This window comes from Proteiniphilum sp. UBA5384 (assembly GCF_002410825.1).
In the GTDB taxonomy this organism is placed as follows: Bacteria; Bacteroidota; Bacteroidia; order Bacteroidales; family Dysgonomonadaceae; genus Proteiniphilum.
Genome location: NZ_DHOS01000020.1, coordinates 1 through 9,775, shown reverse-complemented (window position 1 = coordinate 9,775; position 9,775 = coordinate 1). Strand labels below are relative to the sequence as shown.

The window sequence follows — 9,775 nt, the reverse complement described above, 5'->3', positions numbered from 1 at the left end:
TTATGCAAATTTTATATCGATTAATTTGCTGATTTTCAGCATAAATATCAATTATTCAGCAGACCCTAATTATTGGCACAGAAATTAGGGATGACCCTCTATAATCTCGGAATAGGAGGTGCTCGGATTTCCATACCCGTTGCGACAACGTCCAAAGATTTACCACAAGCCGACCTAATTACTATCCTGATTGGATTCAACGACTTTGAGAGTGCCAATCAAACTCAAGTCCAGTTTGAAGCCAATTACAGGGCATATCTAACCGAAATCAGAGCAAACCATCCATCAGCAGCCATTTACTGTATCACCCTGTTACATACGACTAGAACCTCCAATACAACAACCGGACTAACACCAGAACATTTTCGGAATATCGTTAAAGAGATTGTATCTGAATATCAAATGACAGACAACAACCTGCTTCTCATCGAAGGTGACAAAATCACATCTGCCAAACATTTAACAGACCGGGTTCATTTGAATGTAGAGGGTGCGAGTACGCTGGCGGAAGAACTTTACCATTGTTTCGTTCTGGCACACCTCTACAAGGATACTATTTAGTATAAAATTTAAACTCCGTAGAGGAATAATAAGTTTGACCCGGATAGAGGGTAGTAGCAGGATATTCAGGATGATTGGGTGAGTTGGGGTAATGCAAGGTTTCGAGCAGCATTCCTCCAAATTTTTGGACGGGTATCCCCCCCTTTCCCACAACCTTATCTGAAAACAGCCGTCCTGTATATGTCAGCAGACCCGGTTCGGTGGTCCATGTTTCTATTCCTCTCCCACTCACGGGCTCCCATAAGTCAGCCGCCTTTGCCAACTCTCCTGTCTGGTTTCTCAACACCCAGGTCACTGAAAATCCCCGCATATTACATAGATGTTCATTCGGGGTATCAATAGCATGGTCGATTCTTCTCGGTTCACGTAAATCAAAGGGTGTATCTTCAACCGGAAGTGAAGGACCCAATGGAACGAAGTGGATATCATTGGGTAAATAATAATCCGACTCAACACACATTATATTGTCCATCACGTAACCCCCATTCGCCCCTTTCAGATTGAAGTAAGTGTGGTTAGACAAATTGACAATGGTCGGTTTATCCGTAGTCGCAGAGTATTCTATCTTCCAAACATTCTCTTTAGTCCACCAATAGGTGATCTTACAATCGAGATTGCCGGGGTAACCCTCTTCCCCGGCGGGACTGACACGGTGGAATTGCACACCCACTCTATCTTCTTCCTGAAGGATTTCCGCATCCCACATCACGCGATCGAAACCTTTTTCACCACCATGCAGATGCCCTGGACGACCCGCGAGAATTTCATTACAGGTTAACTGTATGAGCTCCCCATCCAGCATAAATTTCCCGTCAGCAATACGATTACCGAAACGCCCGATTATGGATCCAAAAAAACGTTCTGACCCAAATTCAAAATCTTTTATATTATCATATCCCGGAACAATATCTTCTATTACTCCCTCTCTGTCGGGTACGCAAATACGCACAACCCGGCAACCGTAATCAATCACATCCATATAGGAGCCATTACCACTCTTAAGACGATAAAGAGTAACCGGTTCTCCGGTTGACAACTCTCCGAATGGATGCATTTCTACTGATAGACTATCTTTTTCACATGAGGCAAAAAAGGTACAACCACATACAATTAGTGTAAATATTATATATTTCATGGACAATTTGTTTTGCATTAATAAGAAATATTTGTGGGACTGGCATTTAGATTTTACAGAAGCATAACAGACAATTAAAATAATCCTAATCATCTGTTATGCTACATTAAACACAATCCAAAAAATTGACAAGCTTATTCCAAAAATAGCATGTCACTAACTACTTATTTTGATTTACGAACTTCTTTCAACATGACAGATGCCCACAAATTATCAGGTTTGAGCTCCAGTGATTTAGCAAAATATTTTTCTGCAGCACTCACGTTTCCAAGACCCAATTCACCTAATCCCATCGTGTAATATGCCAAAGTATTTATGGTTTCAACGGTTTTACCTGTAGTTCCTTCAGCTCCATAGAAGTTCACATAGCTCTCCACAATCCTACCGCAGCCTTCTTCTAAAAGGGTGTTGAAAATAGTCTTGGCTTCCTCTTTTTTCCCTAACTTTTCTAACGCTAATCCTTGCCAGAAACGATAATCGGTTTTCTTAACGTTCACTTCAGATGCTCTTTTATAGTAAGACCGGGCTTTGGATTTATTCCCCATTCTCTCGTAAGTATCCCCAATGAGGAAGTAAACCTGTGCATCGCGAGGCAAACGTTCGTCGACTAAAAATACCTGATGGTTTTCAGGGAATTCAAACGATTCTTCATAGAGGTTAATCACTTCTTGTTTTTGTCCTTGTTCATCCTTTTCTTTCGCAGCAAGCACCAAAGCATCTACATATACATCATGGAAACTTGCCACACCTTCACGTGTCGGAAAATAGCATGTTCTTAACAGATGCAGCACATAATCATAATCACCCAGGAAAGTACCCATCATCACTTCTGTAGCCAGCGGAAGATAACGTTTTGTGGCAAGTTCGTGGTGGCTTTTGAGCAAGTCATATCTCACTTGCACATTCTCTCCCTTACGCTCATACACCTGAACTATTTCTTCGAGGAAAAGGGCTTTTGTCGGATCCAATTCTATCGCTTTTCGGTAATACCTGACCGACTCCGCATAATTCTTTGTATGCAGCCAATGCGCCCACCCAAGGTTACGCCATGCCATCGCGAAATCAGGATTAATCTCTATACATTTTTCCCACTCCTTCATGGCATTGTCAGGTTGTTTATCATAAAGCAGATTACCCAGATAGTAGTAAACTTTGTAATTATCAGGATAACGTTCTTTCAGCTTTCTCAATACCTCTAAAGTCTCTAAACGAAACGGATGGCAATACTCTGTTGGAAGGGCAAGCGCTGCCTTGAAATATTTATCGGCAGTAGCATGATCACCCATTACCTCGGCCATTTCTCCCAACCACATTTTGGCTATAGGAAATTCAACTTTACCATCAATATATGTAAGTAACTCGAAAGATGTCTCTATAAATCCATTATGCATATAACTCAATGCCAACTCAATGTATGACTGCACATCGTCTCTCATCAACTTATAAAAATAGTCGTCACCGGCAAGCAGCATCTTTTCGCGGGAAGCATAAGCGTTTAAAGGATCAACGGACAATACGCGTTCAACACATTTCAGTGCTTCTTCTTTGTTACCCGATAGACGCATAATCGTTGCTTTGAGATTGAGCGAATTGAAATTGTTTGAATAATAGGTAATAGATTCATCCAGGCGATCCAATGCCATATCAAAGTTACCTTGCCAGCTATAGATCTGTGCCAGTTGATAATTTCCTGACGAATTGTAGGTGTAGTCCCAAACCGCACGGTAGAGCGTATCGACAGCAGCTTCCAGTTCACCTTGAGTTTTCAGGATAAGCCCTAAATTGTACAATGCTTCACAATCTCTGGGACGGGTGTAATCCTTAGTCTGGCGCTTTATAGCAGTACGCAAATAATTGGCAGCTTTTTCATAATCGCCTCTCTGCCTCCAATAAACGCCCATCCTCGTATTAGAACGGACATCTCCGGGATCACGACGAAGTACTTCTTCAAAGTAGTCGGTCGGATCGATAAACGGGTTATAGAATTGTAAATTGCGAAGTCCAACATAATAACACTCTTCCGTGTTTTCAATCTGGTGGGGGAGCAGGGGGCGATCGACGATTTCAGGTAAAGGTTTATCATCCGCATCATCGTCCTTCTCTATTGGAGTATAGGTTAACAGCAAATTACCCTCTTTGTCTTCAACAGTCATTGTGAGATCTGCATCCTTTACACTTTTATCGAGTTTGATTTCTCTCACAAATGGACTTTCAGGAGCGATAAATGCTGTTTCCGAGAATAAGACTGTACCATCCCGGGAGGTAAGTTTTACGGTCAGATCTTTCATCTTCTCTGTTGTATTGACTCCCAGGAATGCTTTACCGGACTCATCCAGATCAAGATTTAAAGCGGCATGCCTGTTTCCTGTTTTAACTCCACCCAAATCACGCAGGCCATACCAATGGTGTGAAAATGTCTTTACTTCATGCGGTGCCGCCCAGGTATAGTCCGGTTGGTTATCCGAATATGCCCCGACCATTAACTCAATATAATGACCTGAATTATCAGTCAATATTTTGGTATCCCACTCGGAATTGGGGCCCCAAAGCCAGAACTTGGCTCCTTTTACTATATGGTGATTCGCCGTCATCATCGTACCTGCTTTACGAGCGTGGTCATAACCCGCAATAAAATCTTCCTGCATATCATGCACAAAAATAGAATTGGACATAATGTGGTTTTTCCACCACGATGCATCTATACCGTTCGCATACTCTTCGTAGCCGTTATATGGCTCTTTTGTGATAGGCCAGTGACAGAAGCTATTCTTGCAATGGAATGTTCCAAACTCAACACTCTGTGGTAAGATAATCTGGTAATTTTCGTCTACATGAGTGGCTACATTCGACCAATAAAGCATGGGGGTATCGTTATGAGTAGCGTTAATCAAGCGACCCGTGATCTCCATATATGATTTTCCAGGAAATAACGTAACGCCAATAGCCCACGACATACGATGACGAAGTTCCGTTTCACCAACCCAAATGGTCATACTGCCATCTTCATTGTCTATTAACTTGTAATTTACAGGTAAATTTGTCGTATTGCGATGATGATGGAACACATTCCATTCAGCCCCCCCTGAAATCCAGGCTCCCAACATCCCTACGTTAGCAGGTTTGATTACGTCATTACGATAAAGAATCTCATAATCATTCGTCTTGTCCGTCGCGTAGAACAAGCGTCCTCCTATCTCCGGGAGCACGCACAATTTGAGATACTCGTTTTCCAGGTATAGTGCTTTATAGGTAATAACCTCTTTATTTCGTGTCATATTATCATCCAGCAGGTAAGGATAGACACTTCGACGTGCACGTTGATAGGACCAGTCCCGTTCAAAAATCGGGGCAACTTCCGGATCATCTAACAGATAAGTCGGGATATCCATTGTTCCCTCCCACATTTTTACAGGTGTCTCTTGAGCAAATGTCAAAGATGCAGAGAAAAAGAGAGAAAAACACATCATTAAAAAGAACGTTTTCGTCAAGCAAGTGCAGCACAAATTTATTCGTTTTGCCGGGCGCAGAAAATGACGAATGTAATTAAACCATTTCATGTTTTTAAATTTTAATTAATAATTAAGTAATGGGTTTATTGATTATTTATCATATCTATTTCAGATGATTATTTTATTTTTTTATTAAAGTATATGGAACTCGCTTTTAATCATCATCTTGGGCGTAATGATGTTCATGCTCATTTCATACAATATACCTTGGAGCATTTCTTCTATATACAGACCCTATCTCCACAGAGTATATATAAATATAGCTCGTTTAGACAAGATCACAGGAAGAAGGCTGCCTGTAAGCAACTCGCATTCCTGCCAATCAACAGGTGCTAACTGTTAAGAGGTGTACCCTTGTTTTTACTATGCAAATATTGAAATTTACAGTCTATTCAAACAGAACAAAAACTGCATTTGATAGAAGAATTCATTCATTTGTGATGCTTTTCTGGCTCATATACTCCATTGGAAGAACTCCGTATACTTTTTTAAAGCATTTGGCAAAATAAGAAGGAGTATTGAACCCGACTGAATAACAAACATCATTTACCCGACAATTACTTTCAGATAACATTTGAGCTGCAAACATAAGGCGCTTATTACGGATATAGTCATTGGGTGTGGTATCTAAGAGTGCCTTTATTTTCCGGGTAAGCGTAGATTTACTCATATAAAGAGCACTGGCTATATCGTCATTAGAAAATGCCGGATCACTGATATTAGAAGAAATAACTTCGTCGAGTTGGTTAAGGAATTTCTCATCGGTATGCGTCAAATCAAACATTTGAGGGGTTAACGGATACATGAACTTACTTTTATACAACTGCCTGAGATTGTTTCGTCTCGATAAAATATTGCTTATGCAAACTTTCAGATAGTCAATACTAAACGGTTTCTCGATATACACATTTACACCGCTCTCCATGCCTGCAATCTTAGACATGGCAGACGAATGCGATGACAACATAACGATTGATGTATGCGATATCTCAATATTTGAACTAATTGTCCTGGATAGTTCCAAGCTATTCATCCCCTGAAGATCACTATCTATTATTACCAGATCTACTTCATGTTGTCCAAGAAGTTCAAGCGCTTTTTCACCAGTCATTACTGTCAGTATCCTATATTCATACCGCAACTTTTGAATCAAATAGTTTAAAAACTCCAGATTGTTTTCCACAAGTAGCAATAGTGGCAGTTGTGTATTTTCTTCACCTATTATTTCCTGATCAGCAACCATATGAATGGTCTCTCCTATTGGCTCGGTCTCTTCACTTTCCGATTTCAGGTTGAGCGTCAATATAAATCTGGTATAATTCGGATCTTCATCCAGTTCCAAAGAACCCGAATGAAGTTCCGCGAGACTTCGGGCAAGCGATAAACCAATCCCCACCCCTCCAACAAAAGGCTGGTCTTCACTCCTGTATTGATTAAATGGTTTAAAGATATGCTCCCTCTGATCGGTGGGGATGCACGGCCCATCGTTTTTAAATGCAACGACTATCTGGTTACCTACCTGTTTGGCTTCAATCTCGATATATGAATAGGCATACTTTATAGCGTTATGCAGCAGATTATTAAATATTTTATTCAAACTGGGCTCATCTGCATGGATATATAGTTGCTCTTCATCGTGTTTCAGGACAAGTTTTATATTATTGTTTTTAGCCATCTCCGAAAAATTAAAGCATAGAAAACCTAATTTTTCTATAACATCAATGTCACTTTTGTTCAGCACATATCTATCGCCTATAATCTTAACAAAATCGCCTAACCCTTTAATCAATATCGATATATGTTCCGTATTATTATTGATCACCATCAGGTCTTCTTTTGTATCATTATTGTAATCCCCGTTACTTAATATATTCTGTAACGGCATACGGATCAAAGTTAACGGGGTTTTGAGTTCATGAATGATATTAGAAAAGAAATTCACCTTTTCATTAAATAACTCTATCTCTTTCATTCGCTTATACTCTTCCTGTTTTTGCTGTTCAAGAATAATGGCCCGTCTGAAAAAATAAATCCAGGACAAAACGACTAAAATAATAAAGGAGAGTAGATATAGAAAAATAGCCAGCGTTGATTTGTAAAATTTTTGAGCGACGTGAATTTCAAGTGGAGGCCGGGATTCATTCCATAAGCCATTACTGTTTGCACCTTTTACATATAACTTATAGTCCCCTGCAGGAATATTTGAATAAAACGATCTATTATCATGTGATACTCTATGCCAATCCGCATCGTAACCTTCCAACTTACAAAGGATCGTATTACTTGCATATGATGCAGACCGAAGTAAAGAAAAACCAAATCCAAATGAATTTTGTTTGGCGGAAAGACTGATTTTCGTGGTATTATTGATGCTTTGTGTCAATGGGGAGTTTCTCTCACTTGCCACAACCCTTTCATCCCCAATATAAAAATCTGTGATCAGAATATTCGGCACAGCCGAATCGGTATAAAAAAATTGCGGGTTAAAAGAGATAAAGCCATCTGTTGAACCAAAATAAAGTGTTCCATCGCCAGATTTAAATCTCGCGTCATTGTTAAATTCATTATTAAGTAAACCATCAAGTGTGGTAAAAACTCTTGCTTCTTGTAAATCAGGAGAAAAATAAATCAACCCCTTGCTTGATGAAATCCATATATTTCCATCTTTATCATCCATCAATGCATAGTTAATATTACTCGCTTTCTCATTTGCCAGAAGTGTATCATATACTATAAAACGATCATTCTCCTCATCATACAGAAGAAACCCGGCTCCAAAGGTAGTAGCCCATATCCGGCCTATAGCATCTTCAAAGACTGAAAGTACCTTATTTATTGGGAGTGAGTTTCGTTCGCTTGGGTTATTTCTATATTGGGTTATAATTTTTTTATTTTGATAATCATATCGTAAAAGACCATCTGCATAAGTAGCAATCCACAAATCACCTCGTGCATCTTCAACCATATCTGTAATGAAAAAACCACCTAACTCTTTTTCAGGGATAAAACGATCGGTCTGCTTATCATATATAAGCATGCCTAATGTTGTGCCTACTAAAATATCTCCTTCAGAATTTTTATAAATGATATAAATCTTACTATCACGTAGATTTAAATCATGTCCAATCTGGCTATAAATTTTCTGGCTGTTGTCTTTTATATTGAGTTTACATAGCCCATGCGGGGAGCCTAACCACAGATTACCCTCATCATAGCAGATTCCAAACAGTGATTTTGGAAGGTCTGGATTCTTATATTTTATCAACTTCTTATCTTGGGGAAAGAAGACAAAAAGACCTGCCTTCTCTGTTGTTATCCATATTCGACCATCCTTATCACTGGTAAATCCTCTTACGAAACAATCCTCCAGAGGCGTATCTTCAGAGGTATAATATTTCTCAAAGTTTTTCTGGAACAGCCCTGAAAAATTTACGCCTCCCGCATTTGTCCCCAGCCATATACCATCTGAGCTATCAATACATATAGTAAGCACATGATTGTCAGAGAGTGAAAACTTATCATTTTTATGGGCTTCCAGGTATTGGGTATACTTACTGTTTGTATCATATATATATGCACCCTCATTCGTCGCTATCCACAGCTTGCGTCTCTTATCAAACAACATGGAGATTGGAATAAAACCTTTTTCCTTGTTAGAAACCAATGTTTCCACCCTATTCCGACGAAGGTCTATTTCACACACTCCATTATTCACACTTGCCACATAAATCGTATTGTAGGGGCTTTCCAGTATCTCGACAATATTATCATTCTTAAAATAATCATCATTGGCTACGCTGACGGGAGTAAGGTTTTCCAGATTTTCGTCTGTCCGATAAAGGCCATAAAAATAAAGAGACAACCAACACGTATTATTATTGTCAAAACAAAAAGAAACTATATTAGCAGGGAGTGTTTGCCTGCCATTTTCCACAAAATAATTTTTCAAGACCTTACTTCTATGGTCATACGCGAATATACCCTGATTATTGACAGCTAACCAAACAACACCTTGTTTATCTTTTTTGATCTTGGTGACCTTATTACGAATTAAAGTCTGTTGATCACTTTCTAAATCAAAAGATGTAAACCTGTCGTAGTTAGGATCATAAATAGAGACGCCCCTATCAGTTCCAATCCAAATATTCCCCCTATCATCTTCACAAAGTGATATGATAAATGAAGAACCAATACCTAAATCGTCTTTGTTGTATATTCTCAGGATTTCTCCATCATAACGATTTAATCCATTGGAGGTAGCAAACCAGATAAAGCCCTGAGAATCTTGAATGATTGAATGAATACAGTTATACGAGAGATTGCTATTCGTAGTATTAAGATGGTTAAAATAGAATCTACTTTGATTCGTCGCATTTCCATAATTAACCGACAACAATAGTATACACAGGTACATCACTATACCTGGGAAACATTTACCCATATTTACTTTATAGCATATCACAGGAATAAGATTTATTTCATGCGATTAAAACTATTTATTTTCATTTACAACTCACCCCGTTTTCAAATACAAAAATAGGAATATTTACACTACTGTCCAAAGAAATTA

General features: G+C 39.0%; 4 protein-coding genes. 1 reads left to right on the top strand and 3 read right to left on the bottom strand.

Annotation, left to right across the window (positions count from 1 at the left end; translation table 11 throughout):
• Positions 1-72 precede the first annotated feature (72 nt).
• Positions 73-561 carry an SGNH/GDSL hydrolase family protein gene (locus B4G81_RS05025; protein WP_294080747.1) on the top strand — a complete coding sequence of 163 codons (489 nt, stop codon included), beginning with the start codon at positions 73-75 and terminating at the stop codon, positions 559-561.
• Here B4G81_RS05025 and B4G81_RS05020 read toward each other — a convergent pair.
• From B4G81_RS05020 to B4G81_RS05010, 3 genes are all read right to left on the bottom strand, one after another.
• The gene (locus B4G81_RS05020; RefSeq protein WP_294080745.1) at positions 554-1,696 is read right to left on the bottom strand and encodes an aldose epimerase family protein; all 1,143 of its coding nucleotides are present in this window, start codon (positions 1,694-1,696) and stop codon (positions 554-556) included. The two genes, B4G81_RS05025 and B4G81_RS05020, sit on opposite strands and share 8 nt — an antisense overlap.
• 164 nt (positions 1,697-1,860) lie before the next feature.
• Entirely contained in the window at positions 1,861-5,163 is a 3,303-nt protein-coding gene (locus B4G81_RS05015; protein ID WP_294080743.1) for a DUF5107 domain-containing protein, read from the bottom strand.
• A gap of 469 nt (positions 5,164-5,632) precedes the next feature.
• The gene (locus B4G81_RS05010; protein WP_294080741.1) at positions 5,633-9,646 is read right to left on the bottom strand and encodes a two-component regulator propeller domain-containing protein; all 4,014 of its coding nucleotides are present in this window, start codon (positions 9,644-9,646) and stop codon (positions 5,633-5,635) included.
• Between the last annotated feature and the right edge of the window lie 129 nt (positions 9,647-9,775).